This is a genomic window from Halococcus hamelinensis 100A6 (genome assembly GCF_000336675.1).
Classification (GTDB): domain Archaea; phylum Halobacteriota; class Halobacteria; order Halobacteriales; family Halococcaceae; genus Halococcus; species Halococcus hamelinensis.
Map to the genome: position 1 here is coordinate 56,225 of NZ_AOMB01000033.1, position 15,941 is coordinate 72,165.

Genomic DNA, 15,941 nt, shown 5'->3' on the forward strand with positions numbered 1-15,941 from the left:
GACGAGCGCTCTTGTGTGTTGTGGCACGCGACCGACGGGCGAATCAGAACATTGCGAGCGCGTTCAGACCGGGAACTCCGCGTCGGGGTCGACGACCCGGTCGGGTTCGGGGGGCATCCGCCAGTCGGTGGCGAGTTCGAGGAACTGGACGAGCATCTGGGCGGTCGCGCCCCAGACGACGTAGCCGTCGACCCGGAAGAAGTGGAGGCGGGTCTCGCCGTAGTGGGGGTGGTCGCGCCGCTCGGAGTCGTAGTTCGCGAGGTCGGTGAGGTCGGCGAGCGAGAGCACCGCTATCTCGGCGACCTCGCGTTCGTCGGGGACGTACTCGTGGTCGGGAACCCGCGCGACGAACGGCCGGATGGCGTACCCGGTGACGGTGTGGATGTCGTCGAGCCGGCCCACTATCTCCGCGGTCGTCGGGTCGAGCCCGATCTCCTCGTCGGCCTCGCGAAGCGCGGTCGCGGCGAGGTCGTCGTCGGCCGGTTCGCGGCCGCCGCCGGGGAAGCTCATCTGGCCCGGATGCTCGCCGAGGTGGTCGGCGCGCTTCGTGAACAGCAGCGCCGGACCGGCGTCGCGGGCGATGACCGGGACCAGCACCGCGGCGTCGCGTTCCCCGTCGGTGACCGCCACGGCGGACCGGTCGACCACCCGCGAGAGGTCCATACACCGACGAGGTGGCCGTGCGGTATAATTCGTGTGTTCGACCCACGGGGAGCCCGCCCATCGGCTCGGCACCGAAACGGCGACCACAGCCGCCGGGGACGACCGGACGGGCCGTCTCGGTGTCGGGTTTCACGCGATTTATGGAGCTCTCGACCCTCGAACCGAGCGAATGGAACGTGACACTGTGGCCGGTCGCCGATGGAGAGGGTGCCCGTAAGTGGCGGTCGAGTCCACGGACCTCATCGACCGGCGGTCGGTCGTGAAGATGGTCGTCGGCTTCGCCGTCGCCGCGGTGTTCGTCTACTTCCTCGGGCGCGTCGTCGGCTGGAGCGAGATCCTCGCCGCGCTCGGGCGCGCGGACCCGCGCTGGGTCGTCGTCGGCTGTCTCGCCACATGTGGCTACCTCCTCGCGTGGACGAAGACGTGGCAGGTGGTGCTCGACGCCGGCGGGATACGGGTCGGCTACCGTCGGCTGGTGCCGACGTACCTCGCGGCGACGTTCGCCAACTACACCACCCCGTTCGGCCAGGCCGGCGGCGAACCCTTCATCGCGTACGTCCTCGCCGCGGACACCGACGCGAGCTACGAGGAGAGCCTCGCGAGCGTCTCGACCGCGGACCTGCTGAACCTCCTCCCGTTCTTCACCTTCGCGGGGCTCGGGCTCGCCGCGCTCGCGGTCACCGGCACCGTCCCGCCCGGCGCGCGGTCGATCCTCGCCGGGCTGGCGGCGATCGCCATCGGGATCCCGGGACTGGTCTACGCCGCCTGGCGACGGCGCGACCTCGTGACGCGGCTCCTCATGGGGGTCGTCGGTCCGGTCGCGGCCCGCATCGACCGTATCGAGGCGGCGGCGGTCAGGGCGCGGATCGACGGCTTCTACGACCACGTGGCGCGGATCGCCGACGAGCCACGCGACCTGGCCGTCGGCCTCGTGTTCTCGTATCTCGGCTGGGCCTGTTTCGCCGCCCCGCTCTACTTCGCGGGGCTCGCGCTCGGCTTCACGATCAGTCCGTTGCTGGTGGTCTTTCTCGTGCCCGCGAGCTCGCTCGCCGGGGCCGTACCGACGCCGGGCGGGCTGGGCGCGGTTTCGACGGCGCTCGTTGCGCTCCTCGTCGCGCTGACCCCGATGGGAGCCGGCTCGGCGGCGGCAGTCGCGTTGCTCTACCGCGCGATGAGCTACGTCTTCGCGCTCCTCGTGGCCGGTCCGACCGCGCTCTACGTCACCGCTCGCGTCTGAGAGCCGGACCGTCTCAGTCGGCGGCGGCGTCCAGCCGGTCGCGGATGTCGCCGAGATCGACCGGTGCCCAGGCCTCGATGTCGTAACTGGTGTCGAGGAGGCGGTCGATCTCGCCCGTCCCGTCGCCGAGCGCGCGGGCCGCGTCCGTCCGGAAGCGTTCCTCCACGACGGTCCCGAGCGCCGCCCGGTCGGGCGTCACGGGTTCGCGGTCGAAGATGTGCGGGAGGTCCTCGGCCCCGTCGGGGAGCGCCGGAAACGCGGCCGGGCCGGCGGCGAGCAGCGTTTCGTCGGCCCCCTCGACGACGCCGGCGTCGGGGCCAAAGCGCACGAGATGGTAGGTGGTTATCGCGTCGTCGATGTTTCCACCGTCGAACGTCGTGCCCCGTTTGTAGGCGAGTTCCTCGCCCGCGCTGACCAGGTCCGCCGGCGGCAACGCGCCGAAGAGGTCGACCACGCCGGCGAGTTCGTCGCGACTGAGTTCCATTGGTGGCGGGTCGGGCGGAACGGGTTTAGTCCTTCGTCGCCGCGAGGTCGGCCGCCGCGACCTCCCGAACGTCGTCCGGATCGAGCGGCGCGTCGGTCCACGCCGGGAGCCGGGTGTCCGCGTCGGGGGGAACGATGGCGTCGGCGTACGTCGCGACCTGGTCGCGTTCGGCCATCGGGTCGTAGTCCAGCCCGTTGTGGCGGGCGTCGGCGGCGTACTGACGGACGAACCGGGCCCCGGTCCGTTCGTAGCGCGACGGCAATGCGTCGTAGTCGGGCCGCACACCGTGTGCCTCCACGATACGGAGCAGCGCCCGGCCGACCGCCCGGCTCATCGCCGCCAACCCCTCTCCCCCCGAGATCCCGCGGTGGTCGTGGACGTCGATCCCGAGGTCGACCTGGGCCGTCCGCTCGAATCCCCCCTGTTCGAACGCCGACCCGAGGGTGTCGATCTCGAGCCCCCAGCCGCGCGAGAGCCGGACGCGCCGCGCGAGGTCGCCGGTGAGTCCGACCTCGCCGGCGAGCGCGTAGCGAAACGCGCCCAGATAGTCGAGCACGTCGGCGGTGTGGCGCTCGCGGAGGGTCGCGACCAGGGGTTCGTAGAACAGCCGGAACAGCCGGCCGAAGAGTTGAGTTCGTTCGATACGGGCGTAGTATCCCTTCACGAACTCGAACTCGCCGTCGGCCAGCGGTGCGCAGAGTCGTGGAACGTCCGCGGCCGAGTAGGAGGTCGCGTCGGCGTCGTGGACCACGACGAACTCGTGGCGGCTCGCGAGGCCGAGCGCGAGCCAGACGTCACGGCCCTTGCCGGTCTCGCCCGCGAGGCCGCGGTCGGCGAGCAGGGCGTCGAGCCGGGGGCCGTCACACCACAGGAGGTCGACGGGGAGGTCGAAACCGTCGAGCCACGCCCGGACGTCGGCCACCCGTTCGGGGTCGGCCTGGAGCGCGACGACCACCCGCGCGGGGGAAACGCGTTCGAGCGTCGAGAAGACCCCCGTTGCGGCCGGCGTTCGGTACTCGCGACCCGCCATCGGCACCACGACCGCGGTCCGGTCGGTCGGGGCCTCGGGTGCGGCGTCGCGCACGCCGTGCAGCGTCGTGATCCGTTCCTGTACGTATTCCATCGTCGTCGCTGTCGAACCTGTCGGCCGTCGGACCTCCTCGGGGTCAAGGCTTCCGAAAGCGGCACGCGACGCCGAGCGTCGAAGGGTGAAAAGCACGGGACAAAGGGAATGATGCCAGGACAACGGACCGATGTCCCGTGCGGCGGAACCGATGGGTTCCATTCGACGGAAGACCCCCCGGAAACCTATACTTACTCGCTGCACGGATTTCGTCCCGTGACACACGTTTCAGGTCGTGACACATCCCGGTCGTTCGACTCCACCGGGATCGGTGGACCCACCGGACGGGGCCGACCCGTATCCAAACGTTAACGCCGGTCGATCCCGGATCGCCGGTAATGGGAACACAGACGGTCTCACGACGGCGAGCGTGGCTGATGGCCGCACGCCCGCAGACCCTCCCGGCGGCGGCCTCGCCGGTGGTCGTCGGCATCGGCCTCGCGCTCGGAACGGAGGTGTTCGCGCCGTTGCCGGCGCTCGCGGCGCTCGTCGGCGCGCTCCTCATCCAGGTGGGGACCAACTTCGCGAACGACTACTACGACGCCAAGTCCGGGGTCGACTCCGACGACCGCGAGGGGTTCACGCGGGTCACCCAGTCGGGTCTCATCTCGCCGCCGCAGGTCCGGTCGGCGATGATCGCGACGTTCGCGCTCGCGATACTCGTCGGGATCTATCTGGTCTACGTCGGCGGCGTACCGATCATCGTCATCGGTCTCGCCAGCGTCGCCGCCGGGGTCCTCTACGCCGGCGGGCCCTACCCGTTCGGCTCCTACGGGCTGGGCGACCTGTTCGTCTTCGTCTTCTTCGGCCTCGTCGCCGTCACCGGGACCTACTACGTCCAGGCCGCCGCGCTCGCGACGGCGTTCCCGCTCTGGCTGCCCCCGGACACCCTGCCGCTCGCGGCGGTCGTCGCCAGCCTCCCCGCCGCGGCGCTCTCGACGAACATCCTCGTGGTCAACAACCTCCGCGACCGCGAGACCGACGAGGCGGCCGGCAAGCGCTCGCTCGCGGTCATCATCGGCTACCGCTGGAGCCGCGTCGAGTTCGCCCTCCTGCTCGGGATGGCGTACACGGTCCCCGTCGTCTTCTGGCTCACCGGCTTCTCGCTACTCGTGCTCGCACCGTTGCTCACGGTCCCCTACGCCGTCTACATCGCCGAGACGGTGATGACCCGGACCGACGGCGACGTCCTGAACCCCGCGCTCTCGCAGGTCGGCAAGCTCCTCGCGGCACACTCGGCGCTGTTCGCGCTCGGCCTCGCCCTGCCGGGGGTCCTCGGGTGAGGGTCGAGCCGTTCTCCCTTCGCCTCTCGACACCGCTCTCGACCGCCCACGGCACGATCGACGCCCGTGATGGGTTCGTCGTTCGAGTCGAGGTCGACGGTACCAGAGGGGTCGGCGAGGCGTCGCCGCTCCCCGGTTGGACGGAGTCACTCGACGACTGCGCGGACGCGCTCGAACGGGCGCAGCGGACGGGTTGCGACGGCTGGGACGCGGCGCTCGCCGACCTCGACGACGCGCCGGCGGCGCGCCACGGCCTCGCGCTCGCGCTCGCGGATGCCCGCTCGCGCGCAGCGGACGTCCCCTTTTACCGCTACCTCGGCGGCGATTCCACGGATCGCGTCCCGGTGAACGCTACGATAGGCGATGGCTCGGTCGAGGAAACCGTCGCGGAAGCCCGACAGGCGGTCGAGGCGGGGTTCACGACACTCAAGGTCAAGGTCGGCACGCGAGCCGTCGACGCGGACCTCGAACGCCTCCGTGCGGTCCGGGCGGCGGTGGGGGCCGACATCGCCCTCCGGGCCGACGCCAACGCCGCGTGGGACGCGTCCGAAGCGCGTAGGGCGCTCCCCGAACTCGCCGACCTCGACCTCGCGTACCTCGAACAGCCCCTCTCGTCTACCGACCTCGCGGGCCACTCCGATCTCCGGGGGGACGTCCCCATCGCGCTCGACGAGTCGCTCGCGGAGCACTCGGTTGCGGCGGTCGTCGAGGCCGGGGCGGCCGACCGAGTGGTACTGAAGCCGATGGTGCTCGGCGGGCCGGACCGCGCCCGTGAGGCTGCGCTCGCCGCCCGGGAGGCGGGGCTCGATGCGGTGCTCTCGACCACCATCGACGGCGCGCTCGCGCGTGCCGGTGCGGTCCACGTCGCCGCGAGCCTCCCCGACCCGCCCGCCGCGGGCCTCGCGACCGCCGACCGGCTCGCGACGGACCTGATCCCCGACCCCGCACCCGTCGACGATGGCCACGCGGACGTACCCCAGGGAGCGGGAAACGCACCCGACCCGGCGGAGGGCTGACCCATGGACGTCTTCGGCCAGCGCGTCGAGACCTCGCCGACCGCGACCGCGCTCGTCGCGGGCGAGCGCGAGTGGAGCTACGCCGACCTCGATGCCGGGGTCGAACGGGTCACGGGACGGCTCGCGGCCCTCGGGCTCGGGCCCGGTGACCACCTCGGGATCCTCACCGAGACCCGGCCGGCCGCGGTGGAGCTCGTCCACGCCGCGGCGCGCCTCGGCTGCGTGCTCGTCGCGTTCAACGCCCGACTCACCCCGTCGGAGCTCGGCTCGCAGGTCGAGCGCGCCGACCTCGCGGCCCTGGTCTGTGCGGCCGACACCGAGGCGACGGCTGTCGACGTGGCGGACGGGATTCCGGTCGCGTCGCTCGACGGAACCACCACGGACGATGCAACCGCGCTCGATACCGTCGACCCAGCAGATTTCGAACCATCCCCGCGACCCGCCGACCGGCCCGCACTGTTGCTCGCCACGTCAGGTACCACCGGCGAGCCGAAACTCGTCGTGCTCACGGGCGAGAATCTCCGGTCGAGCGCGGTGGCCTCGGCGTTCCGGCTCGGGACGTCCCCCGACGACCGCTGGCTCGACCCGCTCTCGGTCTATCACATGGGCGGGTTCGCACCGATCTTTCGCTCGGCGTTCTACGGCACGGCCGTCGTGCTTCCTGAGGGGGGCTTCGACCCCGAGACGACCCTCGCGGCCCTCGACGACCACGACTGTACCGGGGTTTCGCTCGTGCCGACCATGCTCCGTCGGCTGCTCGACGCCGGCTCGCTCCCCGACTCGCTCCGGTTCGTCCTGCTAGGTGGTGCGCCGACCCCGTCCGAACTCGTCGAGCGGTGCGCCCGCCGCGGGGTCCCCGTCCACCCGACCTACGGCATGACCGAGACCGCCTCGCAGGTCGCCACCGCCCGTCCCGAGGAGGCGATCACCCACACCGGCACCGTCGGCCGACCGCTGTTCGGCACCCGACTGTCGATGCTCGACGATGCGGGGAACCCCGTGGAGACGGGCGAGACCGGCGAGATCGTCGTCTCGGGTCCGACGGTCTTCGAGGGATACTACGGCGACGACGACGCGACCGCGTCCGCGTTCTCGGAGGCGGGCTTTCACACCGGCGACGTCGGCCACCGCGACGCGGCGGGTCGGCTCTGGGTTACGGGACGGCTCGACGACCGGATCCAGACCGGCGGCGAGCTCGTCGACCCGGGAGAGGTCGCCGCGGTGCTCCGGAACCATCCCGCGGTCGAGGACGTCGCCGTCGTCGGGCTCCCCGACCCCGAGTGGGGCGAGCGCGTCGGTGCCGTCGTCGTCGCAGAGCGAGAGGTGGATCGCGAGGGGCTCGACGCGCACTGTCGCGAGCGCCTCGCGGGCTTCAAACTCCCACGAGCGATGGCGTTCGCCGACTCGTTGCCGCGAACCGCCTCGGGAACCGTCGAGCGCGACGTGGTGCGGGCGTATCTCCGCAACCACGGCGAATAGGGGATCGAGTGTTCGCTTTTTTTGCGTTCTCTGCGGGAGCGACTATGAAGGGGATCGCCGGTTCCGTTGGATCCGCGACCACAACCACGACGCGCCACGGGCCTCCCCGACCGATCCCCCCGTTCGGACGTCGTCCTCGCTCGTTCAACCCACTGGCAGAACGTTGCTCCGCCAAGCCTGCACTCGCTTCGCTCGCGCAGACCTCGCACGGGCGTCGCGGGCCGCCCGCGCCCGTAAGCGGCCCGCAGGCCGCGCGCCACAGCGCCACCAACGTCAGGCGACGGCTCACTCGTCCCATCGACTGACCGGCCGGGGAGTTTAGCCGCCTCGCCCCCTACCCCAACCTATGTGCACGCTGGTTGTCGCGTGGAACGTCTTCTCGGACGTTCCCGTGACCGTGGCGGCCAACCGCGACGAATCCGTCGACCGACCCTCGAACCCGCCCGAGCGGGTCTCGACCGACCCGGGGGTCGTCGCGCCGACCGACACCGAGGCCGGCGGGACGTGGATCGGCTACAACGAGTTCGGGGTGTTCGTCGCCGTCACGAACCGCTGGACCGACGCCGACCTCGCGGGCGAGCGCTCGCGCGGGCTGCTCGTCCGCGACTGTCTCGAATCCGAATCCGCCGAGGACGCGGCCCGCGTCGCCGAGCGCGCGGTCGAGACCGACGAATACGAGGGGTTCAACCTCGTGGTCGCCGACGCGAACGCCGCACTCCTCCTCGAATGGGCCGGCCAGCTTCGAGTCCGAAACCTCGACCCCGGGGTTCACGTGGTGATGAACACCGGCGCGATCGGCGACGTCACGATCCCGGAGTCGTGGCCCGAACGGGGCGAGCGCCAGGCCGCGAACGGCCGCAAGGTACGCGAGGCGCTCCAGCCCGAACCCGGCGAAACGGGTGACGGGTGGCTCGCACGCGCGGCCGACGTCCTCTCGGACCACGACTACGGCGTCTGCGTCCACCACGAGGAGTTCGGCTTCGGGACGCGGTCCTCGTCGCTGATCACCGTCGACGACGCGGACGAGGCGACCTATCGGTTCGCGGACGGCCCGCCGTGTCGCACGCCGTTCGAGCCGGTCGAAAGTCAGGTTTAACCCACCCGGCGGCGTTCGACCGGTATGAGCACCACGGTCGAGGAGGAACTCTCGGAGGACGAGCGGGCGGGTCTCGAACTCGTCCGCACGACGGGCGGGATCCACCAGAGCGACTTCTGGAAGGAACTCGACGTCACCTCCCGGAAGGGCAGCCGGATCGCCGAATCGCTCGAGGACCGCGACCTCATCGAACGCGAGGACACCGTCTACGAGGGCCACAACACCTACTACCTCTCGCCGGTCGCCCGCGACCTCGATTTCTCGCTCCTGATGGCGGGCAACAACCTCTCGCCGCTGGTCGGCGAGGAGGACGTCGAACCCGAGAGCGACGTCTTCTCCCAGTGGATCATGCAGCTCGCCTACGAGTAACCGGACCCCACTTTTTTACTGCGGGGGGTTCCGCTCGCTTGCAAAAACCTGTTCTGTCGAGTGAAGCGAGACAGAGCTTGGAAGAGCGTGGCTCTTCCAATGGACTAAAAACTGCCGCTCACTCACCTGCGGCTCGTTCGCGGTACAATCATTGATTCCCCCGCGACTGCACCACACCAGCACCGCCTCCGCCGAAGCCCTCGCGCTCCTTCCAGTCGCGCTCGCCCTTCATCCACCAGGCACCATCGACGCCCGCGCAACCGCACCGCGCCATCCGCGCGCCGCAGCCGCACCGTCGCGGCCGCGCTGCGGCTGACGACCCGCCCGCCAACCGGCCCAGGATCGCCCAAAATCGCACTACGGCACCGCCCTGAAGACGTGTCGAGGCGGATAAACACCGTTTTCACGGGAACGAGCCCACATCGAACGAATGACGGTGCTCGGAACGGTGACGACGGCGATCGCGGGGATGGTGTTCGGCCTCTCGGTCGCCGCGCCGCCGGGTCCGATGAACGCGGTCATCGCGGAGGAGAGCGTGGCGCGGGGCTGGACGGCGGGCTTCCGGGCGGGCCTCGGCGCGATGACCGCCGACGCCTGCTTTTTCGTGCTCGCGCTCGTCGGGGCGGTCGCGGTCGTCGAACGCGTACCGGCGGTCCGCGGCGTCGCGTTCGCGGTCGGCGGCCTTCTCATGCTCTACTTCGCCGTCGGCGCGGCGCGCGACGCCACCGCCACCCACGAGGCACCCGCGGAGAGCCGCGGCTTCCGGAAGGCGTTCGTCCTCGCGATCACGAACCCGTTCCAGATCGCGTTCTGGCTCACGGTCGGCGTGGGGCTGCTCGAACCCGGACGGATCGACGTGCTCGGACCGCTTCCGGTGGGTGAACTCTCGGGCCTGCTGGTGGTCCGAACCGGGAGCCCGCTCCTCCTCGTCGGCTTCTTCGCCGGTATCCTGCTCTGGGTCGTGGGGTTCCCGGCGACGCTGGTCGCGGCCGAACGGCGCGCCTCGGGGGTCGGACCGGCGGTCGCCTACGCCAGCGCCGTCGTGCTCGCTGGCTTCGGGGTCGTCTTCCTCGGCGAAGCGCTCACGATGCTCGGCTCACTTCGATGACCCGTCGGTCACCGCACCCTCGACGGTCATCCCCGCGACCTCCTCTTCGAGCCACTCGCGCAGCCACTTCACCCGCTTGAGTCGCTGGTGGATGATGCTCCCGCCACGGTCGGTCTCGATCCGGGTCTCGGCGTCGCGACCGCGGTCGGCCACCCGCGAGACCATCTCGGCGGCGTCCATGTGGGTCCGTGACTCGTAGCCCATCCGGAGCAGGAGGAGTATCGCGCCGTTCGCGCCGATCTTGTCGAGAAGGTCGGCCTCGATGAGACACTGTGTCTCAAGGGGGAGCTCCGTGAGCGGGCCCTGATAGGAGTGGTCGGTGACCGCCGAACAGACCTCCGCGATGAACGACGGCGGGTAGTCGCCGTGGGTTTCGAGGTACTGTCGGGCGACGCGCGCGCCGGCCTCGGCGTGGAGGTCCTGTTCGGCCTCGAGTTTCGAGACGTCGTGGAACACCGCGGCGACTCGCACGACGTCGACGTTCGCGCCCTCGTGCTCGGCGATGTCGGTGGCGATCGCCACCACGTTCTTGATGTGGTTGAACCGGTAGCTCGCCGAGTGCCAGGGGTACCACCGCATTCGGCCGCCCTCGCCCTCGTTGTTGAGGCTGGCTTCGAGGTAGCCCCGGACGAACCGCTCCATCTCCTCGAACGCCTCGGCCGAGACCGGCGATTCCCTCACCTCGACGCCCACGCAGCAACCCCCCGAGATTCGCGATTCGTAGTCATGTTATTCCGATAAACGTTTGTTCATCTCTTTAGCGTTACGACACTGTCATCAGCTATCCCATCACGACCGTCGGGCCACCGGGGCCGGACGGGAGTTCGCCGGCCGGGGGTTTATGCTACTGACCCACAAATCGGTGGCATGGAGATACGCGAGGCGACGATCGACGACGGCGACGCGATCCGGCGGATCGCGCGCGATTCGATGGAAGGCTCCTACTCGCTCAGCCCGCGGGCGATCGACGGCGCGATCACCCAGTGGTACGACGACGACCGCCTCGAACGCAAGCTGGGCGAGGACGACTACCTCTTTCTGGTCGTCGAGGAGGACGAGGAGATCAGGGCGTTCTCCGAATCCGACCTCGTGACCGAGGGCGGCAACGGCGACCTGCTCTGGCTCCACGTCGACCCCGCCTACCGCGGTGCGGGCATCGGCGCGGAGCTGTTCGAGGAGACTCGCGACCACCTGGTCGAGATGGGCGCGGCCCAACTGCGCGCGAAGGTTCTGGAGGACAACGAGGAGGGCAACGAGTTCTACGAGTCGTTCGACTTCGAGCACGTCGGCACCGACACCGTCGATATCGACGACGAGCCCTACATCGAGAACATCTACATGAAGGCCGGCACCGCGGAAGCGACGCCCGAGGAGGTCCGGGAGGACTCCCCGGCGACCGCCACCACCCCCGACGGCCGCGAGATGTACGTCAACAGCGAGGAGGTCGAGCGCGGGGAGAAGGGCCCCTTCTTCACCGCCTACACCGACCCGAGCATGAACGAGGAGGACAAGTACGGCTACTTCTGTGCCAACTGCGAGAGCCTCGACAACGCGATGGACACCATGGGCCGCGTGAAGTGTAACTCCTGTGGGAACCTCCGGAAGGCGACGCGGTGGGACGCGACCTACGGCTAATCGAAACGAACATTTCCCCGACACGTGTGTTCGGATAGAACACACGATGAGCGAGCGCTCGAAGTGGGAACTTTACGGTGGGATCGCCATACTCTTCCTCGGAGTACTGTCGGTCGGGCTCGAACTGTTCTCGCTCATCGTGCTTGGAGAGCACACTGAATACTTCGATGGTGGGTGGCTGACGGCCCTGGAGCTCGTATTTGGTACGTTCTTGCTGGCTCGATACCGCTCCGACCGATTCCGAGAGCTTTCGAGAGTGATCGGCGAAAGTGTCTATTTCAGACTAGCTTTGGCCCTACTCTATCTCGGATTCGGTATTCTCGGTGCGTATCTCGCGATTCAGGCGTACTCCGACGTGGGAGAGGAGGGTGCGACAATCGTACTCGGTTTAGGAGCGCTGTTCGCTATCAGTGGGTTCGCCACCGCCGGAAAAATCGTTCTGGACAGTGAACTCGCATAACATCTCCTTCGGTGCGTTTTAGCCGTACGTCTCCCTCGACATCTCCATGCAGGTGTTCGGCCTCCTCGGCAACCCCGTCTCGCACTCGCTCTCGCCGCCGATGCACGAGGCGGCCTACGACGAACTCGGGATGGACGCCCGCTACGTCACGTTCGAACCCGACGAGTCGGACCTCGAAACGGCCATCGAGGGCGCGCGAGCGCTCGGGATCGAGGGGCTGAACGTCACCATCCCGTTCAAACAGGCCGTGCTCGACCACTGTGACCCCGACGACCTCGCGACCCGGATCGGGGCGGTCAACACCCTCGATTTCGGCGGGGAGGAGGTCACGGGTCACAACACCGACGCGGTCGGGGTCACGCGGGCGTTCGCCCACCACGACGTTCCGCTGGCTGGTCGTGCGGTACTGGTCGGTGCGGGCGGGGCGGGGCGGGCGGCGGCGTTCGCGCTCGCCGACGAGGGAATCGAGGTCTCGATCGCGAACCGGACCGTCGGGACGGCCCACGACCTCGCTGAAGCGGTCGACGGCGCGTCGGGACACGGGCTCGACGAACTCGATGGATTGCTCGCGGGGGCGGACCTGCTGGTGAACGCCACCAGCGTCGGGATGGAGGGCGACGAGTCGCCGGTGCCCGAGGGCGCGCTCCACGGCGATCTCGCGGTGCTGGACGCGGTCTACTCGCCGATCGAGACCCGTCTGTTGCGGGACGCACGGGCGGCGGGCGCGACGACGGTCGACGGGGGCTGGATGTTGCTCTATCAAGGCGTCGCGGCGTTCGAACGCTGGACCGGGCGCGAGGCACCCATCGAGGCAATGAACCGGGCGCTTCGGGCACGTATTTAAGTCTCGGGGGAGAGGATCAGGCAACATGGCGTTGATCGACACGATCAAATCGTTGCTCGGGCTCGACGACGACCGACGGTCGGACGGCGCGGACGACTGGTTCGACGACGACCGGTCGGCCGACCCGGAGACGAGCTCGGAAGCCGCGGTGAAGGGCACCGACGAAAGCGTCGAGGAGTCGGCGGCAGCCGAAGGCGACGCCGCGGGCTCGACGGGCTCGATGACCGAGGAGACGAACGAGTCACCCTCCGCGGCCGAGGACGCCGAGGCCGCCGGACCGACCGACGGCGGTAGTGGTGACGACCTCGAACTCGACCACGACGAAGCCGGCGCGACCGACGACGAAGCGACGGCGGACGTCGGGAGCGGCGAGGACGAGTCGGCGGCCGCGGGGGGCGACGCGGCGGGCTCGACGGAGTCGATGGTCGACGAGTCCGCGGAGGGCGGAGCCGAACCCGGGGAAGTCACCGGATCGGCCGGGAGCGAGCCCGAACCGACGGACACCACGACCGATGCAGGATCGAGCGACGAAAGCGCCGAGGAATCGGCGGCAGCCGAGGGCGACGCGGCGGGCTCGACGGGCTCGATGACCGAGGAGACGAACGAATCACCCTCCGCCGCCGAGGACGCCGAGGCCGCCGGGCCGGCCGACGGCGGCGATGGTGACGACCTCGAACTCGACCACGACGGTGCGGAGACGACCGACGACGACCCCTCGGCCGAGGGAGCGGCGGACGAGACGGTCGACGAGAGCGCCGAGGAGTCCGCGGCCGCCGGCGGTGACGCCGCGGGCTCGACGGGTTCGATAACCGAGGAGACGAACGAATCGATCTCCGCGACCGAGGACGCCGAGGCCGCCGGGCCGACCGACGCCGAGCCCACCCAGGGAACCGAGGATGCCGACACCGACGCGCTCAAAGGGATCGGCCCGTCGTACTCCGAGACGCTCGCCGAGGCCGGCGTCGAGACCGTCGCGGACCTCGCGGACGCCGACCCCGCCGACCTCGCCGACGAGACCGGAGTCTCCGAGAGCCGGGTCGAGCAGTGGACCGAGCGCGCGAAGGCCCGACGGCAGTAACGGCCCAGTATCGCTTTCTTGACCCGGCGTTCCCGTGACCGGCAGCGTATTCTGCCCGGGACCCGACGGGTCGCCGTATGCACGACGAGCTCGAAGCGGTGGTCGTGGCGTTCGACGAGGAGTCCGGCATCGCGACGCTGACGCTCGACCGGCCGGACTCGCTGAACGCGCTGAACGCGCGGATGCGAACGGGGATCGAGACGGGGCTCGACCGCCTCGCCGAACGCGACGCGGACGCCGAGGGTGTCGCGGTTCGCGCGGTGGTCATCGAGGGGGCCGGCGGGAAGGCCTTCTGTGCCGGCGCGGACATCAACGAGTTCTCCGGCACCTCGCCGGGCGCGTTCGAACCCCACACCATGCGGGACTCGGTCGGTGAGTTCCCCGCGCCCGTAATCGCGAAGATCGACGGCTACTGTCTCGGCGGCGGGCTCGAACTCGCGCTGGCCTGTGACTTCCGGCTCGCGAGCGAGTCGAGCCGGCTGGGCTTTCCCGAGGTCGACCTCGGCATCCTGCCCGGGGCGGGCGGGATCCAGTACGTCGCGCGGCTCGCGGACCCCTCGTTCGCGACGGAGCTCGCGATGACCGGCGAACACATCACGGCCGAGCGCGCCGCCGACGCGGGGGTCGTCAACCACGTCCACCCCGACGACGAGTTCGAGGAGGAAGTCGCGGGATTCGTCGAGACCATCGCGGAAAAGCCCCCGCTCGCGGTGCGGGCGATAAAGGATTCGGGCAACGTCGCGGTCGAATCCGACCGCCACGCGGGCCGGAAGTACGACCGCCGGGTGTTCGCGACGCTGCTCGAAACCGACGACCACGCCGAGGGCGCACGGGCCTTCGCGGACGACGACTACGACCCCGAGTTCACCGGCCGCTGACGACCCCGGTCGGTGGTCGTGGGCTCGAAAAACCCGGACAGGGCGCAGAACCTGTCCGAATTGGCACAATGTTTAATTACTGACCACCCCCTATATAATATCTCATGGCGGAAAAGAACATCACCGAGGACGAACTCGACCGTAGCGAGGCCGCCGACCGCCTCCGAACGATCGCCGACGACCTCGAGTCCGGCGAGCAGTTCGACGTCGACATCGACAACAAGACCATCACGCTCCACCCGCCCACCGCGGTCGGATTCGAGGTCGGCGCACGGGAGAGTTCATCCCTCCTCCGGGGAAGTCGTGAGTCGGTGACGATCAAGATGGACTGGAGGCCGAAGTAATGGCACTCCTCGACAGCGTCGTCATCTTCCTCATCAGCCTGATCCTCGGGACGGTCGGCATCTACGCCGGCGTTCGGCTCGTGGCCGACCGCGACGTGGGCTTCGTCAACCCAGCGATCACAGCGCTGATCGGCGCGCTCGTGTGGGGGCTCGCGAGTTTCTTCCTCGGTTGGATCCCGCTGCTCGGCCCGCTCCTGATGTTCGTCATCTGGGTCGGGGTCATCAACTGGCGCTACCCGGGCGGCTGGGTCACCGCCGCCGGCATCGGTCTCGTCGCGGTGATCGTCATCTATGTTGTCGTCTACGCGCTCGCCACGGTCGGAATCGTCACGCCCGACGCGCTCGGCGTGCCCGGGATCTAGTTACTCGCCGACGACCTCGACGCTCCGTTCTCCCATCTCGTCCTCCTCGAAGACGAACACCCGTCCACGAGCTACTCCTGGGTCCGCCTCGATGGTAATCCGATAGCTCCCGGCAGCCACACTGACGCCGGGAAAGAGCGTGGTTTCGTCCCCGTCGTCGACGAAGACCCGCCCGACCCCGGTGTTCTCGATGATCTCGTCGGCGGTCGTGCGATCATTGACGTAGACGAGCACGCCTTCAGTTTCGGTAGGGTCGGTCACGAGGACGTGAACCTCCTTTCCCGGTGCGGTGGTGTAGCTCCCGTCGACTTTCGCAGGGATACCGTGATAGAACACCTCGCGACCGTCGGTGTACTCGACCGCGATGCCGGCCTCGGTGAGTTCGAGCGGGAGGGTGTCCGGCGAGACCTCACTGTGCTGGCTCATGACGGGGAGAGGGATGGACGGCCCAAAAGCGCCGCGTCCGACCGCCAGCGGTAAGT

19 protein-coding genes are annotated in these 15,941 nt (G+C 69.4%); 14 read left to right on the top strand and 5 right to left on the bottom strand.

The features are described 5' to 3' along the window. Positions 1 to 63: 63 nt before the first annotated feature. Positions 64 to 663 carry an NUDIX hydrolase gene (locus tag C447_RS11730; RefSeq protein ID WP_007694125.1) on the bottom strand — a complete coding sequence of 200 codons (600 nt, stop codon included), beginning with the start codon at positions 661 to 663 and terminating at the stop codon, positions 64 to 66. A 217-nt stretch (positions 664 to 880) separates the two neighbouring features. Between C447_RS11730 and C447_RS11735 the strand changes: the two genes are divergently transcribed. Next, positions 881 to 1,900 (top strand): lysylphosphatidylglycerol synthase transmembrane domain-containing protein, encoded by a 1,020-nt coding sequence (locus C447_RS11735; protein ID WP_007694127.1) that lies wholly within the window; start codon positions 881 to 883, stop codon positions 1,898 to 1,900. Between the two features lie 13 nt (positions 1,901 to 1,913). Here the strand turns inward: C447_RS11735 and C447_RS11740 are convergent, their stop codons facing one another. Further along, complete coding sequence (locus C447_RS11740; protein ID WP_007694129.1) at positions 1,914 to 2,384, bottom strand: DUF7109 family protein; 471 nt, start codon at positions 2,382 to 2,384, stop codon at positions 1,914 to 1,916. 25 nt (positions 2,385 to 2,409) lie between these two features. Next, positions 2,410 to 3,507, bottom strand: coding sequence for a glycosyltransferase family protein (locus C447_RS11745; RefSeq protein WP_007694131.1), 1,098 nt, complete (start codon positions 3,505 to 3,507; stop codon positions 2,410 to 2,412). A 338-nt stretch (positions 3,508 to 3,845) separates the two neighbouring features. On the opposite strand from C447_RS11745, the gene C447_RS11750 reads away from it, so the two are divergent. From C447_RS11750 to C447_RS11775, 6 genes are all read left to right on the top strand, one after another. Further along, entirely contained in the window at positions 3,846 to 4,790 is a 945-nt protein-coding gene (locus C447_RS11750) for a 1,4-dihydroxy-2-naphthoate polyprenyltransferase (protein ID WP_007694133.1), read from the top strand. Next, a complete protein-coding gene (gene menC, locus C447_RS11755; protein ID WP_007694134.1) occupies positions 4,787 to 5,806 on the top strand; it encodes an o-succinylbenzoate synthase in 1,020 nt (339 codons plus the stop codon). Before C447_RS11750 ends, menC begins: the two co-directional genes overlap by 4 nt. Positions 5,807 to 5,809: 3 nt before the next feature. Next, a complete protein-coding gene (locus C447_RS11760) occupies positions 5,810 to 7,285 on the top strand; it encodes a class I adenylate-forming enzyme family protein (protein WP_007694136.1) in 1,476 nt (491 codons plus the stop codon). A gap of 346 nt (positions 7,286 to 7,631) precedes the next feature. Next, on the top strand, positions 7,632 to 8,381 hold the full coding sequence (locus C447_RS11765) for an NRDE family protein (protein WP_007694138.1): 750 nt from the start codon (positions 7,632 to 7,634) through the stop codon (positions 8,379 to 8,381). 24 nt (positions 8,382 to 8,405) lie between these two features. After that, a complete protein-coding gene (locus C447_RS11770; RefSeq protein ID WP_007694140.1) occupies positions 8,406 to 8,750 on the top strand; it encodes a helix-turn-helix transcriptional regulator in 345 nt (114 codons plus the stop codon). Positions 8,751 to 9,180: 430 nt separating this feature from the next. Next, positions 9,181 to 9,858 (top strand): LysE family translocator, encoded by a 678-nt coding sequence (locus tag C447_RS11775; RefSeq protein WP_007694142.1) that lies wholly within the window; start codon positions 9,181 to 9,183, stop codon positions 9,856 to 9,858. On the opposite strand, the gene C447_RS11780 is transcribed toward C447_RS11775, so the two are convergent. Next, entirely contained in the window at positions 9,847 to 10,551 is a 705-nt protein-coding gene (locus C447_RS11780; protein WP_007694145.1) for an HD domain-containing protein, read from the bottom strand. The genes C447_RS11775 and C447_RS11780 overlap by 12 nt on opposite strands. A 174-nt stretch (positions 10,552 to 10,725) precedes the next feature. Between C447_RS11780 and C447_RS11785 the strand changes: the two genes are divergently transcribed. From C447_RS11785 to C447_RS11815, 7 genes are all read left to right on the top strand, one after another. Continuing rightward, positions 10,726 to 11,493: a GNAT family N-acetyltransferase gene (locus C447_RS11785; RefSeq protein WP_007694147.1), complete on the top strand. Its 768-nt coding sequence runs from the start codon at positions 10,726 to 10,728 to the stop codon at positions 11,491 to 11,493. A 46-nt stretch (positions 11,494 to 11,539) separates the two neighbouring features. Then, entirely contained in the window at positions 11,540 to 11,953 is a 414-nt protein-coding gene (locus tag C447_RS11790) for a hypothetical protein (protein WP_007694149.1), read from the top strand. A 46-nt stretch (positions 11,954 to 11,999) separates the two neighbouring features. Beyond that, a complete protein-coding gene (locus C447_RS11795; RefSeq protein ID WP_007694151.1) occupies positions 12,000 to 12,797 on the top strand; it encodes a shikimate dehydrogenase in 798 nt (265 codons plus the stop codon). Positions 12,798 to 12,822: 25 nt separating this feature from the next. After that, the gene (locus tag C447_RS11800; RefSeq protein ID WP_007694153.1) at positions 12,823 to 13,875 is read left to right on the top strand and encodes a DUF4332 domain-containing protein; all 1,053 of its coding nucleotides are present in this window, start codon (positions 12,823 to 12,825) and stop codon (positions 13,873 to 13,875) included. Positions 13,876 to 13,952: 77 nt separating this feature from the next. Next, positions 13,953 to 14,753: an enoyl-CoA hydratase/isomerase family protein gene (locus tag C447_RS11805; RefSeq protein WP_007694155.1), complete on the top strand. Its 801-nt coding sequence runs from the start codon at positions 13,953 to 13,955 to the stop codon at positions 14,751 to 14,753. Positions 14,754 to 14,857: 104 nt separating this feature from the next. After that, positions 14,858 to 15,097 carry an amphi-Trp domain-containing protein gene (locus C447_RS11810; protein WP_007694157.1) on the top strand — a complete coding sequence of 80 codons (240 nt, stop codon included), beginning with the start codon at positions 14,858 to 14,860 and terminating at the stop codon, positions 15,095 to 15,097. Next, positions 15,097 to 15,459 carry a hypothetical protein gene (locus tag C447_RS11815; RefSeq protein WP_007694159.1) on the top strand — a complete coding sequence of 121 codons (363 nt, stop codon included), beginning with the start codon at positions 15,097 to 15,099 and terminating at the stop codon, positions 15,457 to 15,459. The genes C447_RS11810 and C447_RS11815 overlap by 1 nt, the downstream gene beginning before the upstream one ends. Here the strand turns inward: C447_RS11815 and C447_RS11820 are convergent, their stop codons facing one another. After that, positions 15,460 to 15,885 (bottom strand): DUF5796 family protein, encoded by a 426-nt coding sequence (locus C447_RS11820; protein WP_007694161.1) that lies wholly within the window; start codon positions 15,883 to 15,885, stop codon positions 15,460 to 15,462. Positions 15,886 to 15,941: the final 56 nt, after the last annotated feature.